At 70.0% G+C, this 14,899-nt stretch carries 12 protein-coding genes; 1 reads left to right on the top strand and 11 read right to left on the bottom strand.

The genetic code is table 11. The features are described from left to right. Positions 1 to 15: 15 nt before the first annotated feature. The 3 genes from AB0J90_RS11655 to AB0J90_RS11645 all read right to left on the bottom strand — a co-directional run bounded on the left by AB0J90_RS11655 (position 16) and on the right by AB0J90_RS11645 (position 3,520). Positions 16 to 1,248, bottom strand: coding sequence for a pyruvate kinase (locus AB0J90_RS11655; protein ID WP_363594778.1), 1,233 nt, complete (start codon positions 1,246 to 1,248; stop codon positions 16 to 18). 11 nt (positions 1,249 to 1,259) lie between these two features. Beyond that, the gene (locus AB0J90_RS11650; protein WP_363594776.1) at positions 1,260 to 2,144 is read right to left on the bottom strand and encodes a 2-hydroxy-3-oxopropionate reductase; all 885 of its coding nucleotides are present in this window, start codon (positions 2,142 to 2,144) and stop codon (positions 1,260 to 1,262) included. Positions 2,145 to 2,302: 158 nt separating this feature from the next. Beyond that, on the bottom strand, positions 2,303 to 3,520 hold the full coding sequence (locus AB0J90_RS11645) for a GAF domain-containing SpoIIE family protein phosphatase (RefSeq protein WP_363594774.1): 1,218 nt from the start codon (positions 3,518 to 3,520) through the stop codon (positions 2,303 to 2,305). Positions 3,521 to 3,839: 319 nt separating this feature from the next. Between AB0J90_RS11645 and AB0J90_RS11640 the strand changes: the two genes are divergently transcribed. After that, a complete protein-coding gene (locus AB0J90_RS11640) occupies positions 3,840 to 4,241 on the top strand; it encodes an ATP-binding protein (protein WP_363594771.1) in 402 nt (133 codons plus the stop codon). A 52-nt stretch (positions 4,242 to 4,293) separates the two neighbouring features. On the opposite strand, the gene AB0J90_RS11635 is transcribed toward AB0J90_RS11640, so the two are convergent. From AB0J90_RS11635 to AB0J90_RS11600, 8 genes are all read right to left on the bottom strand, one after another. Continuing rightward, a complete protein-coding gene (locus tag AB0J90_RS11635) occupies positions 4,294 to 6,573 on the bottom strand; it encodes a hypothetical protein (RefSeq protein ID WP_363594769.1) in 2,280 nt (759 codons plus the stop codon). Between the two features lie 400 nt (positions 6,574 to 6,973). Further along, complete coding sequence (locus AB0J90_RS11630) at positions 6,974 to 7,969, bottom strand: Lrp/AsnC family transcriptional regulator (protein ID WP_363594767.1); 996 nt, start codon at positions 7,967 to 7,969, stop codon at positions 6,974 to 6,976. Next, positions 7,959 to 8,804 carry an alpha/beta hydrolase gene (locus tag AB0J90_RS11625; RefSeq protein ID WP_363594765.1) on the bottom strand — a complete coding sequence of 282 codons (846 nt, stop codon included), beginning with the start codon at positions 8,802 to 8,804 and terminating at the stop codon, positions 7,959 to 7,961. The genes AB0J90_RS11630 and AB0J90_RS11625 overlap by 11 nt, the downstream gene beginning before the upstream one ends. Positions 8,805 to 8,846: 42 nt before the next feature. Beyond that, entirely contained in the window at positions 8,847 to 10,013 is a 1,167-nt protein-coding gene (locus AB0J90_RS11620) for a Xaa-Pro peptidase family protein (RefSeq protein ID WP_363594763.1), read from the bottom strand. Positions 10,014 to 10,018: 5 nt separating this feature from the next. Further along, positions 10,019 to 10,912 carry an ABC transporter permease gene (locus AB0J90_RS11615; RefSeq protein WP_363594761.1) on the bottom strand — a complete coding sequence of 298 codons (894 nt, stop codon included), beginning with the start codon at positions 10,910 to 10,912 and terminating at the stop codon, positions 10,019 to 10,021. Continuing rightward, entirely contained in the window at positions 10,909 to 11,874 is a 966-nt protein-coding gene (locus AB0J90_RS11610; RefSeq protein ID WP_363594759.1) for an ABC transporter permease, read from the bottom strand. The genes AB0J90_RS11615 and AB0J90_RS11610 overlap by 4 nt, the downstream gene beginning before the upstream one ends. Before the next feature lie 5 nt (positions 11,875 to 11,879). Further along, positions 11,880 to 13,466, bottom strand: a complete 1,587-nt coding sequence (locus AB0J90_RS11605; RefSeq protein WP_363594757.1) for an ABC transporter substrate-binding protein — start codon at positions 13,464 to 13,466, stop codon at positions 11,880 to 11,882. Continuing rightward, positions 13,467 to 14,675 carry a membrane dipeptidase gene (locus AB0J90_RS11600; RefSeq protein ID WP_363594755.1) on the bottom strand — a complete coding sequence of 403 codons (1,209 nt, stop codon included), beginning with the start codon at positions 14,673 to 14,675 and terminating at the stop codon, positions 13,467 to 13,469. Positions 14,676 to 14,899 lie beyond the last annotated feature (224 nt).

Raw genomic sequence — 14,899 nt, 5'->3', positions numbered from 1 at the left:
GTCGCGGGGTTCGCGTCAGGGGACGGGTTCGGGGCGGGGTGCCGGACGCCGCAGCGGTCTCGACGCGGGAACCGGTGGCCGGGCCAGAACCCGGTCACCGAGGCGGAGCAGGCGCATGGTGTTCGTCGAACCGGGCAGCCCCGGTGGGCTGCCCGCGACGATCAGCACCAGGTCGCCCACCTCGAAGCGGGGCAGCGACAGCAGCACGTCCTGCACGTGGTGCACCATCTCGTCGGTGTGCACGACCACCGGCACCCTGAACGTCTCCACACCCCAGGTCAGCGCCAGCCGCGCGGGCACGTCCGGGTCCGGGGTGAACGCCAGCAACGGTACGACCGGGTGGTGGCGGGCCAACTGCCGGGCGGTGGAACCGCTGCGGGTGAAGCAGCAGATCGCCCTCACCCCCAGCGACTCGGCCACCTCCACCGAGGCCTCGGCGATCGCGTCGACGTTGGTGGCCGCCCCGCCCCGTGACGCGGTACGGCGAGCCGGTGCGCTCGCCTCGGCCGTACCGAGGATCTGCGCCATCATCCGCACCGCCTGCACCGGGAACGCCCCGACGCCGGTCTCGGCGCCGAGCAGCAGCGCGTCCGCGCCGTCGAGCACGGCGTTGGCTACGTCGGACGCCTCGGCCCGGGTCGGCCGTGGCTGCTCCACCATCGAGTCGAGCAACTGGCCGGCCACGATCACCGGCTTCGCCAGCGCCCGACAGCGACGGATCGCCCGCTTCTGGATCAGGGGTATCTCGTCCAGCGGGAGTTCCACCCCGAGGTCGTCGCGGGCCACCACCAACCCGTCGAATGCGGCCACGATGTCGTCGAGGTGGCGTACCGCCGACGGGGTGTCGAGCTTGGCCAACACCGGCCGGCGCACGCCGTACCCGTCCATCAGGTCGCGGACGATCTTGACGTCCTCGGGTGAGCCGACGGCGGAGAGCGCCACCAGGTCCACCCCGAGTCCGAGGACGAAGCGCAGGTCCGAGGTCAACTGCTCGGTGAACGCGTCCCCGGTCGCGGCACGCCCGAACCGGATCCTGGGCGCGCGCAGGTCCGCGAGGACACCGACGGTGCGGCCGGCTCGCGCGGCGGTCTCGCGGAGCAGCCGGTAGGCCGCGGTGTGCCCGGCCGGGGTGCCGTGGGCGAGGTCGATCCGGGCCACGTCCATTCCGGCTTCGACCAGGTCCCGCAACCGGTCCGGGGCGGCGGTCGCGGGCCCGAGGGTGCAGACGATCTTCGCGCGGCGGGCCATCGGGGTCGTCCTCAGCCCGACGTACGACCGGAGAGCTGCTCGACCACCTTCAGCAGCGCCGAGTGGTCCAGACCACCGTGCCCCTGTGCCTTCAGCCCGGCGATGAGCTGCGCGACCGCCGCGCCGAGCGGGATCACCACCCCCGCCTCGCGTGCCGCGGAGGTGACGATGCCCATGTCCTTGTGGTGCAGGTCGATCCGGAATCCGGGCTGGAACTGCCGGGCCAGCATGCCTGCGGCCTTCCGGTCCAGGATCCGGTTGCCGGCCAGACCACCGGCGAGTACCCGGACCGCCGCCTCCGTGTCCACCCCGTACGCCTCCAGGAAGACGATCGCCTCCGCGACGAGTTCGATCGTGCCGGCGACGATCAGCTGGTTCGCCGCCTTGACGGTCTGGCCGGAGCCGTGCGGCCCGACGTGCACGATGGTGGCACCGACCACCTCCAGCACCGGCCGGGCGGCCTCGAAGTCGGCCGCGTCGCCACCGACCATGATCGACAACGTGCCTTCGATCGCCCCCTGCTCACCACCGCTTACCGGCGCGTCGAGCACCCGTACGCCGTAGGGCTTGGCCGCCTCGGCGACCCCCTGTGCGGTCTTCGGCGAGATGCTGCTCATGTCGATCCAGAGCTGGCCCGGGCGGGCGTTGGCGAGCAGGCCGTTGTCGCCGAGTGCCACCGCCTCGACGTCCGGCGAGTCCGGCACCATCGTGATCACCACATCGGACTCCCGGACCACCTCGACGATGCCGTCGGCGGCCCGCCCGCCGCCGGCCGCGAGCGCGGCGGTACGCGCCGGGCTGAAGTCGTAGCCGATCACGTCGAAGCCGGCCTTGACCAGGTTGGTGGCCATCGGGCCGCCCATGATGCCGAGCCCGATGAAACCCACGCGTGTCATATCAGCGATCTCCTCACGTTGCTCCAGGTCTCACTGCCGGCGCGTTGGACACCCCACAAGGCACCTCATAGGATTCTGTATGCAGTATGGAGGTCAGTCAAGGACGCGTTGGAGCGCAAGGGCACCCACGGGACAGCCGGCTGCGGCGGAGCGGGCGACTACCCCAGTGTCGGGTGGCGGCGGATGGCCAGCAGGGCGATGTCGTCGGCTGGTTGATCGACACCGAGCGTCGACATGACCCCGACACAGACGTCCTCGGCGGAACCGGGCCGGATGGCGGCGCGGAGGCGGTCGAGTCCGACATCGATGGTCTCGATGCGCCGCTCGACCAACCCGTCCGTGTAACAGACGAGGACCGCGTCCGGCGGAAAGTCGACCACGGTGGTACGGCGGTGCTGCGGTCGCCCGATGCCCAGCGGCGGGTCGACGGGCAGGGTGACGAGCTCGGCCGGATGTCCGGGGCTCACCATGATGGGTGGCAGGTGGCCGGCGAGCGAGATGTGGACCCGATCCCGCTCCGGGCTGACCATCGCGTACATCACGGTGGCGAGGTTGCCGGTCTCGAAATGGTGGACCTTGCGGTCGAGGCGGGTCAGCGCGTCGGCCGGGTCGTCGCACTCGAGGGTGTACGCGCGCAGCGCACTGCGCAGCCGTCCCATCACCACGGCCGCGGCCAGTCCGTGTCCGGAGACGTCACCCACGACCATGCCGAGCCACCCCGACGGAAGGGTGAACACGTCGTACCAGTCGCCGCCGATGCCGGCCTGGTGACCGGGCACGTACCGGGCGGCGGTGTCGACGCCGGGAACGTGCGGCAGGCGGGCCGGGAGCAGGCTGCGTTGCAGGGCCAGCGCGGCGGCGCGGTCGATGCTGCCTAGGCGCGCCTGACAGGCCAGCGCGGCCCGGTCGGCCACGAGTTGCAACAGCTGGATGTCGTCGCGGGTGAAGTGGCGCACCGTACGGGCGCCGACGTGCAGGACCCCGACGAGGTCCTTGCCCGCGAGCATCGGCACGCCGAGCAACGAGCGGACGCCCTTCTCTCGCAGCACCGGACTGACCACGTCGGCCTGCTCGATCCGCTCGATCACGACCGGCTGCCGGTCCCGCGCGACCCGTCCGGCGAAGCCCTGGCCGATCGGGAGCCGGAAGCCCTGACGGATCTCGTCCTCGAGGCCCCTGGCCGCGGTCGCCACCAGTTCCCGGGCGTGCGGGTCGACCAGCATGATCGCCGCGGTGTCGACCCCCAGGAGATCCTGCACCCGGTTGAGCAGTTCCCCGAGCAGTTGCTCCACGTCGAGACGAGACAGGGCCGCGTCGGTCACTGCCTCGATACGACGCAGCCGCTCGGCATTACCGGTGTCACCTGCCTCGATCACGGGATGAGCCTAGCCCCAGCCGGCCCGGGCACGGCCGCACCCGACGTCGCAGCGCGGGCGGCGGTAGCATCCATCTACCCAGCCTTCACCGCCCACGATCGGAGGATTCGCAGAAGTCCCGGTGAGGTCAGGGTCGGCCGCGCTCCAGACTCCGAACGTTGCCGCACACGGACACACCCAGCTCAGCATTCCGCCCGGCCTCCGGGAATCCCCGGCCTGCCCCGACGGCTCGGAATCGGGCACGTGCCAGCGGTCGAACCAGGTTCAGAAAGGGACTCCCGTGACCGGGCATCCCCCACCCGACACACCACTTTACGGCATGAGACAACTACTCCTCGTATCCACTTTCGACGCGAGGCGGTTCACCGAGGTCCGCCACGCGGTCGACGCCGTGATCCGCCGCTGCCGGCTGAGTGCCGAGAAGGCCGCGGATTTCGTCACGGCCGTCAACGAGGTGATGATCAACGCTGTGCGTCACGGCGGTGGCAGCGGTGAGCTGCGCCTATGGGAGACCGCCGACCTGGTCTGCGAGGTCCGGGACAACGGTCCCGGCTTCCCCGCGGACAGGTACCTCAACCGCAGCGAGCGCCCGACACCTTCCCCCGACGGGGGCATGGGTCTGTGGATCGTCCAGCAGACGACCGACACGCTGTCGATCGACAGCACCACGGGCGGCACCACGGTCCGGATCGGCGCCGTGCTCATGCCACGCACGTCCTAGACCCGGGTCGACATCTCGCGGCGCGACCGACAACGGACCACCGCGGAGCGGGTTACTGGCCCGGTGCGGCACCCAGGCGCCGCTCGGTGGTCGGCGTACGACGTCCGGCGCCGATGTCGCTGCGCCAGCGGCTGACGTACCTCGCGACGGTGGCACGTTCGGCCGGGGCAAGCCGCAGTTGGCTGACCACCAGATCGGTCAGGGCGGGATTGTCCCGGTCGTCGTCCGCCGTCACCTCCGCGTCCAGCAGCGCGTGGACCCTGGCCCGGAGCGAGCCTTCCGAGGCCGACGGCACCGCTGCCACGCCCCGCGCCGGTCGCACCGGCCCGGCCGCCGGCAACGAGCCGAGCTGCGACGGGGGCAGGGTTCGGGTCTTCGCCGCGGCGACGAGATCAGGCAACGGACGCTCCAGCAGCGGTACGTCCGGCGGCCCATCCGCCGGTCCGGGTGCCGGCTCGACCGGCCGCGCCGGCTCCGGTACCCGTTCCCCCGCGTCCACGATGCGGGCGGACACCGTCTCCCGGTCGGCACCGATACGCGCCGAGACCGACCGTCGCTCGGTCCCGTTCCGCCCGGACGCCTCCCGCGCCGCGACCGTACGGGACGGCGCACTTTCCCGATCGGCCACCGTACGGGACCCCGACGCCTCCCGATCGGGTCCTGTCCGGCCGGATCCCGTCTCCCGATCGCTTGCCGTCCGACCCGACACCGTCTCCCGATCGCTTCCCGTCCGACCCGACACCGTCTCCCGGTCGTTGGCCGTCCGCGCGGTCCGGCGCTGGGCCTGGGCGGTCGAGAAGATGGCGCTCACCTCGGCCGTCAGCGCGTCCCACCGGGGGCGGCCCGACTCCGCGCGGTCACCCTGGTCGGCGGCACCGTTGCGCTCCGGATCGGAACGGGCGACGCCGTCGTCGGCACGTGCGGCAGCAGCCGGGGCGGGTTGGTCGGCGACCGGCATCGGCCGCTCGTCCGCCAGGTCGTCGTGCGTCGCCGACCGCTGTGCCGGCACGGCCGCCCGGACGACGCGCGCCGCCGCCGGATCAACGTCGGCGACCGCCGGGGCGACGTCAGCGCTCGGCGCGGACACGGGTCGGGCGTACTCGCCCGGCCTGGCTGTCCGCCCGGTCACCGTGATCGACTCCGGATCGCCGGGTCGGTACACGGTGCCGCCCTGGGAGGCGACCGGGGCCGATTGGGACGCGGCGTCACCGGGCGAGGTGCCTGTTATCGCAGGGGTGTCGGTGCCGTCAGCCGGCATGACCGGCATCGGACGGGTGTCGGCGGCACCGGAGGGCGTACCCGTGATCGAGAGGGTGTCGGCCTCGGCCTGCGGCGTACCCGGAATCGACCGGGCGTCCGGGGCGGTCCTGGTCGGGGCCGGCGGCGCGAGGGCGTCGGTGAGCAGCTGGCCGGCCGAGGCGAGCGCGGCGGCGTCCACCGGCGTGCCCCGGCGGCGGCGCCAGCGGCGACGGTTGGCCGGCAGGTTGCCGGCGAGTACGCGGGCGGGTGCGAGGTCCGCCGCGATGAGCGCGGTCAACCCGTCGTAGTCGGCGCGCTCGGCAAGCCGGCGGGCGATCTCGTCGAGGTCGTAGACGGCCACCGCGATGTCGGCGGTGGTGCCGTCGAGCGCCCGCCTGATCTTGCGGCGCAGCACCTTGGCCAGGGCCGCCTGCCGACGTTCGGTCCGCACCTGTACGCGGGCCGCGTCCAGCGAGCCGTACAGGCCCAGCCCCGGTGCCGCCTTCGCCAGCGAGCGGGCCCGCCGGGTCAGCATCGGGTGCCGCAGCCAGTGCCCCACCACCTCGTACGCGGGCGGTGTCGGCGGCAGCTGGCGCTTGGCGCGCAACCGGTCGCGCCGCTTGTTCTCCGTGTTCATCAGCCACACCAGGTAGCCCAGCAGCGACATGCCGCCGTAGAAGCCGCCTTCGAGGTGGTTGTCGTGGGCCAGCCAGTTGAACGCCACCGCTCCCCCGGCGATGGCGGCGGAGAGCAGCCGCGAAAGCGTGGCGTGCTCGCCCAGCCGTCGGCGTACGTCCGCGTTGGCCAGCACCACCATGCCGCCCAGTTCCAGTGCTCCGACCGCCGGCAGCGCCACGTACCAGGGCATGGCCAGCGCCTCCATCGCACCGGACACCTGACCACCGAGCGCGATGAGCAGCACCACGACGTAGAAGGCGGTACGCATCCTGGTGGTGGAGCGTACGGCGGCGGCCAGGTCGGCGTCCTCCTCCGGCGGTGGCCCGTCGACCGCCCTCAGGCCGGTCTCGCCCCGCCCGGTCGGTGAAGCGTTCGCCGACTCGTCCTGCCAGTGCCGGCCCTGGACTCCAGACATGGGGTTGCGCTTCCTTTCATCGGGGCTCGACCGCTGCCGGCCGGGCGATGGTCGGGTCCTGCCGGCACCGGTCCGGTGGGCGCGACGTCGGGCGCCGCAAGCGCGCCGAACCACCCGAAACGCCCCCACAACATAGACCCCGTCCCCTGCCCGGATCGACCGGGTAAGGCCGGCGGTGACCATCGCCGGCTCGGCCTCGGCGGCGCCGCCCGGCATGACCAGCCCGAACACGAAAACGACCCCGGAACGCAACCGGCCCGCTACCTCGATCGGTCGAGACAGCGGGCCTGCGGCGGTAATTTCGGGGGCGACGCGGCGGTGGTTTCGGGGGCGGCGCGGACGCCTACCGGACGGCTCCGGCACGCGACTCAGCGCGACTCGGCCCCGAACCCGCTGGGGTTCACTGCTGCGCGGTCTCGATGCTGCCGCGCCACCAGGGCGTCTCGACGAACCCGCGCCGCAACACCAGCAGCACCACGCTCGCGGTCCACCCCTGTACGCCCTCCATCCGGCCGAGGGTGTTCGTGGTGAACTGGAACAGGTCCTGGGTGGTCGGCAGGATCAGCTCGCACATCAGCGCGTTGTTGCTCAGCATCGCCGCCACGTACCGGACTCCGCGGTAGCGGGACAGGGTCCGCGCGACCGAGTCGAGGAACGGCGGGGCGACGGTGATGTTGAGGACGATCTCCGACTCGAAACCCAGCGCCGGAGCGGGGACCAGGGTCGTGACCAGGATGCAGCCGCGACTGAGCAGCGTCTCGAAGCGCCGCCGTACGGTGCTCTCGTTCAGTCCCACCTCGGCGGCGACGGTCCGGAAGCTGGACCGACCGTCCTCGCGCATCAGGTCGATGATCTGGCGGTCGACCGCGTCGAAGTGGCTCGGGTCGCACTGGTGTGCCTCGGCGACCTCCTCCGGCGGGGCGTCGCTGAGCAGTTGCCGGCTCCAGTCGTGCGACACCTTGTAGACGTGCAGGGTCAGGTCGGTGTCGCAGCGCTGTACGCCTTCGATGGCCAGGATCCGCTCGACGATCCGGGCCTGCAAGGACTCCTCCCGGCGCAGGTTCAGCTCGGCCAGGATGTCGTACGGACCGGTCACCAGGCTGAGGAAGCGCAGGTCGGTGTGGCGGACCAGTTCGGCGAGCACCTCCATCTGCGTACCGGGTTCGCAGGTGATGCGCAGGACGAACAGGTCCGCCGCCCCGGCGTGGTTGTTGCCGGGGATCGCCGCGACCCGGACGACTCCCTCGCGCAGCAGTTGCTGGCCGCGCCGGGCGACGGTCGCGACCGAACTGCCGGAGAGTTCCGCGATCTCCGTCCAGCTGGCCCGACCGTCGCTCTGCAACGCGGCGATGATCCGCCGGTCGAGATCGTCGAGATGGTCGGTACTACTGCTCATCGGCGCCAATCTCGTGGAGGAAGTCCCGTACCACCTGTCGCCACCGCTGCGCCTCTTCGATCTGCGGCGAGTGGCCCGACTTTTCGAACACGACGAGCCTAGCGTCCGGAATCAGGGATGCAATTACCTCACTGCTCGCCACCGGCGTGATCCAGTCGTCGCGGCCGACGGTGACCAGGGTCGGGCAGGTGATCCGGTGCAGTTGCGACTTGATGTCATAGTTCGGCATGTTGACGGAGAACGCGTAGTTGTGCGTCTCGAAGCGGTACGGCGTCGCCTCGACCCGCTCGGCCACCTTCGCGGGGTCGTACACGTGGTCGTACAGCGGCAGGATCTCCCGCCAGCAGTCGCGCAGGTCCGCGTCGTCCCGGGTCTGGCCGGTGTTGATCCGGTCGAGCTTCTCCAGGTCGATGGTGACCCGGGTGGAGGTCTCGGCGTTGTGCCGGGCCGCCTTGTCGTTCTCGTGGTCGGCCGAGGTGTCCCGCAGCACCAGCGCGCGCACCCGCTCCGGGTGCCGGATGGCGTACTCCATCGAGATGAAGCCGCCGTACGAGCCGCCGGCCATCACGAACCGTTCCACGCCGGCCCACTCGCGCAGGCCGTCCACATCGGCCACCCACTGCTCGTGGCTGAACGGGCCGTTGCCCTCGCTGACTCCGGAGCCGCGGGCGTCGAAGACGATCACGCGGAAGGTGTCCGCGAACGGGCTGAAGGTGGCTCTCGGCTCGGAACGCGAGCCGAGGCCGGGGGCACCGTGGTGGGCGATCAGGACCGGCGCGTCGTCCGCGCCGAAGACCTCGACCTCTAGTTCATTGCCGTTGATGTTCAGCCGCACAGTCTTTCCTTTCCTACTGGAGCATCCGCCGGGGCGTCGGGCTCAGAGCGCGACGACGACGTCGTCGAGGGAACGCGGGTACGAGGTGAACGGCCGGGCGCCGTCCTGCGTGATCAGCATCGAGTCGGAGATGCGGTAGCCGGCGTGGCCGGGGATGTAGATGCCCGGCTCGTTGGAGACCACCATGCCGACCTCCAGCGGGGTGTCGTCGCCGTCGGCGAGCCAGGGCGGCTCGTGCATGCCCAGCCCGATGCCGTGCCCCTGCCGGTGCCGCAGGTACTCGCCCAGTCCGGCCGACCGGATCACGTCCAGGCACTCGGTGTTCGCCTGCGAACAGAGCACACCCGGACGCAGCGCCTCGCCGCCGGTCTGCTGCGCCTGGCGTACCGCTTCGTAGTAGCGGCGCTGGTCGGCGGTGGGTTCGCCGAGGATGAACGTCCGCTCCCCCTCGACGAACCGGCCGCCGACCGCGCAACCGAGGGAGAGCATGAAGGTGTCGCCGGGACGCAGCCGGTAACCCGAGGGCAGCGCGTGCGGGCGGGCACTGTTGGGACCCGCGTAGACGAGCCCGCCGGCCAGCGGCGAGACCACCACCACGTCGGCGTGCTCGGCGTACATGGTGCGGGTGCCGACGGTGGTGATGTGGTCGGCCAACTCGGCCTCGCTGGGGAGCTCACCGCCGCCCGCGACGGCGTCTTCGATCAGCGTACGGCCGGCGGCCAGCATCAGGTCGGTGATCCGGGCTGCCTCCGCGTGCAGCGCGATTTCCTCCGGCCGCTTGCGGTAACGGGCCAGGGTGACCAGATCGGTACGGACCATCGTGGCACCCGGGAAGGCGGCGGTGATCTGGGCCAGCCGGTCCACGCTCATGCTGCCCGCGTACCCGATCCGGCCGGTGACCGGGGCGAGGTAGCTGAACTGGGGACGCAGTCCGGGAAACTCCGGATAGGCCACCAGTTCGGCCGCGCTGTGCTGCGCCTGCGCGTGCTCGCGTTCCAGTTCGGGCAGGAGCAGCCGGGTGGTTCCGTCGGTCGGCAGCAGCACCGCGACCGGCCGTTCGCCGGGGTGGTGGAAGAAGCCGGTCAGGTAGGCGACGTCCTCCGGGTCGTCGGCGAGCATCGCGTCGAGACCGGCCCGGGCCAGTTCGGCGCGCAGGTCGTCCTGCAGGGCGGTGTAGAAGGTGGGCGACAACCGTTGGGTTTCCAGCATCGTTGCTAGTCCTCCCGGGTACGGGGGTTGCGAGCGTCGTTGTAGGCGATGGAGATGAGGGTGGCCGAGACCACCAGGGCGAGCATGGCCAGCGACGGGAAGAGGGTGGTCCACCAGGCGCTGGACATCGCGCCGGACTGCTGGGCCTCGTAGAGGATCCGGCCCCAGGACCAGCTGTTCGGGTCGCCGAGTCCGAGGAAGGCCAGGCCCGCCGCGGACAGTACGGCCCGCGACGCGGTCAGCACCACCGACACCACGATCACCGGGGCGACCGCGGGCAGCAGGTGCTTGCGGATGATCCAGACGTGTGACCCGCCGGTGAGCCGGGCCGCGTCCATGTACGGCAACCGGACCACCGACAGTGCCTGGGACCGGACCACCCGGGTGACCTCGGGCCAGGAGAAGAACGCGATGACCAGGACCAGGGTGACCAGGCTCGGTCCGGCCAGCGCCGCGACCAGGATCATCAGCGGCAGCACCGGCAGGGACAGGCAGAGGTCGACGATGGTGCCGATGATCGTGTCCGCCCGGGGGAAGTAGGCGCCGAGCACCGCGACCAGTACGCCGATCACGATGGCGAGCGCGGAGGAGAGCGCGGCGATCACGATGCTGAGCCGGGCTCCCCAGACCACCTCAGCGAAGATGTCCCGACCGAGGTTGTCGGTGCCGAACCAGTGTGTCCCGGACGGACCCTGGAGCACCTGGTCGCCGTACCCGGACGGGGAGTCGGTGATCAGCGGCGCGCAGACGCCGACGATCACGAGTACGGCGAGGATGGCGACCGAGGCCAGGCCGAGCGGGTTGCGGCGGAACGCCGACCAGGTGGCTCGGGCCGCGGTGACCTGGTCGGTGGCGACGGTCTCCAGTGGCCCGACGGGTGCGGTGGCCGCGGTGGTCATGCCGTCCTCACTCTCGGGTCGAGCAGTCCGTAGGCCAGGTCGGTCAGCACGTTGGCGACCACGACGGTGGCGGCCAGCAGCACGAACGCGCCCTGGAGGACCGGGAAGTCGAGCTGGGTCACCGCCTCGTAGATACCCCGGCCGATGCCCGGGTAGGCGAAGACCGTCTCGGTCAACACCGCCCCGCCGACCAGGAAGCCGAGCTGCAGGCCGACCAGCGTGGTGGTGGGCAGCAGCGCGTTGCGCAGCCCGTGCTTCCACACCACCTTCCGGTTGGGCAGACCCTTGGCCCGGGCGAGTACGCAGTAGTCCTCGCCGAGGGATTCGATCAGGGTGGAGCGCAGGGTGAGCACGTACGAGCCGAGTTGCACCAGGACCAGGCTGAAGCAGGGCAGGACCAGGTGCAGGGCGACGTCGCCGTACCAGGCGGCGCCGTAGATCCCGGGGCTGTACGCGCCGCCGATGGGCAGCCAGTGCAGTTGCAGCCCGAAGACGAAGAGCAGGAAGATGCCCACGCTCGGGACGAACAGCGACTGCCCGGTCACGCCGCCCACCTGGACCAGGCGGTCCAGTAGGCCGCGTGGGCGGGTCGCCGCCAGCACCCCCAGGGGGATGCCGACGGCGACCGTCACCACGAGTGACGAGATGGTCAGCAGCAGGGTCCACGGTAGGCGCTCCAGGAGCACGTCCGTGACCGAGATCTGCTGGGTGAACGAGATCCCCAGGTTGCCGTGCAGCAGCTGCCACAGGTACTTGCCGTACTGGGCGAGCAGCGGCTGGTCCAGACCGTACTGGTGCAGCAGGATCTGGCGCGCTTCCGGAGTCATGTTCGGGCTGGCCACCGCCAGCGCGGGGTCACCCGGCAGCAGCCGGAGCAGGAGGAAGGTGACCGTGGCAGCGAACCACAGGGTCAGCACTCCCCTACCCAGTCTGCGCACCGCGAATCGGACAACCTGAGGCATCGGCGTCAGCTCTTCGTCACGTTGGCCAGGGACTGCGGATCCACTACGGAGAGCAGCTCACTGGGCTTGATCACGAAACCACTCCACTTGTCGCTGTGGGCGAAGTAGAGGTTCTGCATGTACATCACGTTGTCGTACACGTTGGCGTGGACGATCTTCGCGGCCTGCTGGGCGAGCGACTTCTGCTCGGCCTTGTCGGTGCTGGCCTGCGCCTTGGTGATCAGTTCGTTCAGCGCCGGGTCGTCGACCAGCGAGTAGTTGATCGCACCGCCGGGCAGGTAGGTCAGCGCCATGTTGGTGGTCGGGTCGTCCATGATGGCGAAGTTGCCGGCGTAGATGTCGTACTCACCGGCGGCCGTCTTGGCCAGGTACGTGTTGCGGTCCATGCCCTGCAGGTTGATGGTGATGCCGGCCTTGGCCGCGTCGTCCTTGACGATGGTCGCCCACTGGGAGGTGACCGCGTCCTGCAGGGAGTAGATCATCGACAGCGTGAGGGTCTTGCCGGCTCCGTAACCGGCCTCGGCGAGCAGTTGCTTCGACAGGTTCGGGTCGAAGTTGTACTCCTCCAGCGACGGGTCGACGAACTCCTTGAGTACCGGCGGGATCGGGCTGGAGCCGGTGCTGACCGCCTGGCCCTGGAGCACCACCGAACGGATCGCGTTGTAGTCGACGGCGTGTGCCAGCGCCTGGCGGACCTTGACGTTGTCCAGCGGCTTGCGCTTCATGTTGTACGTCATGTGCGCGTAGCCGAGACCGGGCACCTCCTCGACCTTGATCCCGCTGGCGCTCTGGAGGTTCTTCACCTGTGCCGGCGGCAGGGCGTTGGCGATCAGGTCCACGTCGCCGTTCTTCAGCGCGAGGATCTCGGTGTTGACGTCCGGGTAGACCCGGTAGACGATCTTCGCCACGGTCGGGGTGCCGTTCGGCGCGAACGGGTACGGGGTGACCCGCTCCAGGGTGTAGTTCTGCCCCTTGGCGAAGCTGGTCAGCTTGTACGGTCCGGCGCTGACCCAGTTGCTGTTGTTGGGGAAGTTCGCCACGCTGCCGGCCGGCTCGAAGACGTGCTGCGGGACCACGTTCATCCAGAAGCCGGCCTCGCTGACCACGGTGGAGTCCGGGGTCTTGAGCTTCAGCTCGACCCGGGTCGGCGACGGTGCCGAGGCCGAGTCGACGTTGACCAACTGGCCGTAGGTGGTGTTGCCGGCCGGCTTGTCCTTGAGGATCGCGTTGATCGTGTACGCGACGTCGCTGGCGGTGACCGGCTTGCCGTCGCTCCACTTCATGTCGTCGCGCAGCTCGTAGTAGCCGGTGGTCGGGTCGGTGTAACCGAACGACTTGGCCAGGTACGGCTGCTTGGCGCCGTTGGCGTCGATGGTCAGCAGCCGCGGGTACATCAGGCTGGTGATCCAGTTGTCGGTACGGCTGTTGCCGACCAGCGGGTTGAAGTTGACCACGTCTGTGGTGGTGGCGATGGTGAGTGTCGCGTCGCTGCCGCCGTCGGCCGTCTTCGACGGTGCGGACGGTCCGCAGGCGGCAACCGTGGCCGCCAGCGCGAGGGCGGAGACCGCGATGAGGGGTGTACGAACACGCATCTAGACCCAGACCTCCTCGAGAACGCGGATGGTGTTGCCGCCCACGACCTTGCGGATCTCGTCGTCCGAGTAGTCGTGGCTGACCAGCCATCCGATGATGTTGTAGAAACACTCGGCCGGGTTCTCCAGGCCGTCGACGTACTCCACCTTCGGGTGCTCGACATGGCCGTGCGCCTGGGAGATGGACAGGTTGCCCGAGAAGGCCGTGTGCAGGCCGACGTGGTCACCGAAGAGGGTGTCCGGGCCGAACGTCACGTGGTCGATGCCGATCTTGTCGACCAGGTGGGTGAAGTGGTCCATCACCGACTCGAGCGAGTGGTTCGGGTGCGCCTCGGACAGGGTGGTGTGCGGGGCCGCTTCGATCCCGATCACGCCGCCGCGCTCGGCACACGCCTTGATCAGGGCGTCCGGCTTCATCCGGTTGGTCGGCCACACCTCGCGCGAACCGCAGTGGGTGATCAGGACCGGCTTGGTGGAGTAGTTGATGACGTCCAGCGCGGTGCGGTCACCGGAGTGCGAGATGTCGATGGCGAAGCCGAGCTTGTTCATCCGCTCCACGGCCCGCTCACCGAAGTACGTCAGGCCGCCGTCGCCCCGCTCCTTGAGCCCGCTGCCGAGGTAGTTGGCCTCGGAGTAGGCGATGCCGATCTGCCGTACGCCGAAGCCGTACAGCACGTCGAGGCGGTCTACCTCGTTCTCGATCGGGGTGGCCGCCTCGAGCGCGAAGACGTGGGCGAGCCGCCCGGTCTCGTGCGCCCGGTGGATGTCGCGCAGCGACTCGGCCTTGATGACGTAGTCCTGGTGGGCCAGGTCGGCCATGCGTACGCCGAGGTCGAACAGGACGTCCTGGTACTTCCAGCCGGCGTCGCTGGAGATGCAACAGGTGCCGTCCATGCCGTTGTCGAAGACCGCGGTCATGCCGGAGCGCGCCAGGCCCTGGTAGCCGGTGGGTTCGCGGCCCTGCCGGATGTGTTCGCGGAGCTGGCCCATGTCCTCGGGGAAGACCTGGACGTGGTCGTGCAACGAGATCACGATTTCGTCGGTGAGTAGCCGAACGGTCCGTTCTCGCTGGCTGTCCGACAGCTCCAGTCCCTGGTAGGCGGGGACGCGGCTGATCTGTTCGGCGTACTTGAAGATCTTGTAGTCCTTGCCCGGCTCCAGGTAGTCATACGCGGTGTAACCGGTGTATCGCTTTGCGCTGTCAAGCATCAAAGCCCCTTTCTTCGTGACCCCGGAATGCCGCTTTTCAGTGACACTCCGTGTCGTTGCACTGCCGATTGGTGATGTCGCGATGCGGTCGCCGCTCCGGCCGGAAAATCCGCGGCCGGGGCGACCCATGCAAGGCTTGCAATAATCCGGCACGGAAGTCAAGATGCAAAAGAAGAACGGGCAGAACAGCTAGCCATTGAGCTAGCTACGGGCAGAAGCGTCCA

Source organism: Micromonospora sp. NPDC049523, assembly GCF_040676775.1.
In the GTDB taxonomy this organism is placed as follows: Bacteria; Actinomycetota; Actinomycetes; order Mycobacteriales; family Micromonosporaceae; genus Micromonospora_G.
Note: the sequence above shows the minus strand (reverse complement) of the source record. Positions and strands in the feature narration are given on the sequence as shown.

Bases quoted from the DNA above. Each gene is read 5' to 3' on its own strand.
- AB0J90_RS11655 (WP_363594778.1), bottom strand. From the start codon at position 1,248: ATGGCCCGCCGCGCGAAGATCGTCTGCACCCTCGGGCCCGCGACCGCC.
- AB0J90_RS11650 (WP_363594776.1), bottom strand. From the start codon at position 2,144: ATGACACGCGTGGGTTTCATCGGGCTCGGCATCATGGGCGGCCCGATG.
- AB0J90_RS11640 (WP_363594771.1), top strand. From the start codon at position 3,840: ATGAGACAACTACTCCTCGTATCCACTTTCGACGCGAGGCGGTTCACC.
- AB0J90_RS11635 (WP_363594769.1), bottom strand. From the start codon at position 6,573: ATGTCTGGAGTCCAGGGCCGGCACTGGCAGGACGAGTCGGCGAACGCT.
- AB0J90_RS11630 (WP_363594767.1), bottom strand. From the start codon at position 7,969: ATGAGCAGTAGTACCGACCATCTCGACGATCTCGACCGGCGGATCATC.
- AB0J90_RS11620 (WP_363594763.1), bottom strand. From the start codon at position 10,013: ATGCTGGAAACCCAACGGTTGTCGCCCACCTTCTACACCGCCCTGCAG.
- AB0J90_RS11615 (WP_363594761.1), bottom strand. From the start codon at position 10,912: ATGACCACCGCGGCCACCGCACCCGTCGGGCCACTGGAGACCGTCGCC.
- AB0J90_RS11610 (WP_363594759.1), bottom strand. From the start codon at position 11,874: ATGCCTCAGGTTGTCCGATTCGCGGTGCGCAGACTGGGTAGGGGAGTG.
- AB0J90_RS11605 (WP_363594757.1), bottom strand. From the start codon at position 13,466: ATGCGTGTTCGTACACCCCTCATCGCGGTCTCCGCCCTCGCGCTGGCG.
- AB0J90_RS11600 (WP_363594755.1), bottom strand. From the start codon at position 14,675: ATGCTTGACAGCGCAAAGCGATACACCGGTTACACCGCGTATGACTAC.